We start from the raw sequence: 1,173 nt of genomic DNA, 5'->3' as shown, positions 1-1,173 counted from the left end.
AAACTTCGGGATTGCGAACTCGACGAGGATTTCCGCTGACTCGAGTGCATCGGCAGTGACGCGCATGTTGATGGCGAGTTTGCCGATATCGACAGGCGCGGGGATGGGGTCTTCGTTCACTTCGGGCACAGAACAAGTTCTACCGGATCGCCATCTTGTCGGAGAATCCAGTAGTGAAAAGCTCTGACTGAGCGGACTGCACCTCTTCTTTGTCGGACCGACTCGGTTCACGTTCCGGCAACGAACAGAGCGTGCCGTGAAGTATCGCTGGCGTGGGCTTGAGGGGTGGACCTGATGACGGCTCGAGCGACGGATGGGAGTTGTGGAAAGTGGAGGACATTTCCAAGCGATCGCGGGGACTCCGTGAAAAGTCGTTCAAGTAGGTAATGGTTCAATAAGGACCGTTCGTCCACCGCATCACGATGGCAGACGGGGGTCGGTGGGTGGGTTTCAGGCGTGGCAACCAGGAGGATCTGTGAGTAGCGGTTCGCGGAGTGGTGACGATTTCGATGCTCGCCTTCGTCGTGAGGCAATGGCTTGGTTGACCGTGCGCACGAACGACGGACTCGATCCGATAAGTCGCCAGGACCTCCTCGACTTTACGTTCGACGGAATGATGTTCCGGTTGATGGACCCGACGCGTGGGATTCGCAAGCCAAGAGAACTTTCCTCTGCCTTGTCCATCAGCACTACCTACCGTGCGCCCGGTGCAAAGCGTCCGTATGAGGACCAAGTCGGCTCGGATGGGCTCCTCCGTTACAAATGGTCGACGACCGACCCGAACAACATGGACAACCGTGGTCTGCGTGCAGCTATGGGTGAGGGCGTTCCGCTGATCTGGTTCTATGGCGTGGGTCCAAGCTTGTTCCAGCCGATCTATCCGGTGTTCATCGTCGAGGAGGAACCTGAGGAGCACCAGTTCGTCATTGCAACGGAAGTTGCCCGCGATCTACATCGTCCGGATTCGCAAGCGGAGGAACAGATTCGGCGGTACGTGGTGGCCGAGACGAAGCGCAGGCTCCATCAGCCCGTATTTCGCGCGACGGTCATGCGCGCCTACCAAACACGGTGTGCGGTTTGCGCCCTTGGGCACAGCGAACTGCTGGACGCGGCACATATTGTTCCTGACTCGCACGACGCGGGTATCGCAGCAGTGACCAATGGTCTCGCGCT

General features: G+C 58.4%; 1 protein-coding gene. It reads left to right on the top strand.

Features of this window, described 5'->3' with window-relative positions; all coding sequences use genetic code 11:
* Positions 1-475: 475 nt before the first annotated feature.
* The coding region (locus RZ1_RS31595; protein WP_244899423.1) for an HNH endonuclease at positions 476-1,173 on the top strand (698 nt) is incomplete at its 3' end.

Source organism: Rhodococcus zopfii NBRC 100606 = JCM 9919 (assembly GCF_001895025.1).
In the GTDB taxonomy this organism is placed as follows: Bacteria; Actinomycetota; Actinomycetes; order Mycobacteriales; family Mycobacteriaceae; genus Rhodococcus; species Rhodococcus zopfii.
The sequence above is the reverse complement of the archived record's forward strand: the minus strand, read 5'-3'. Positions and strand labels throughout refer to the sequence as shown.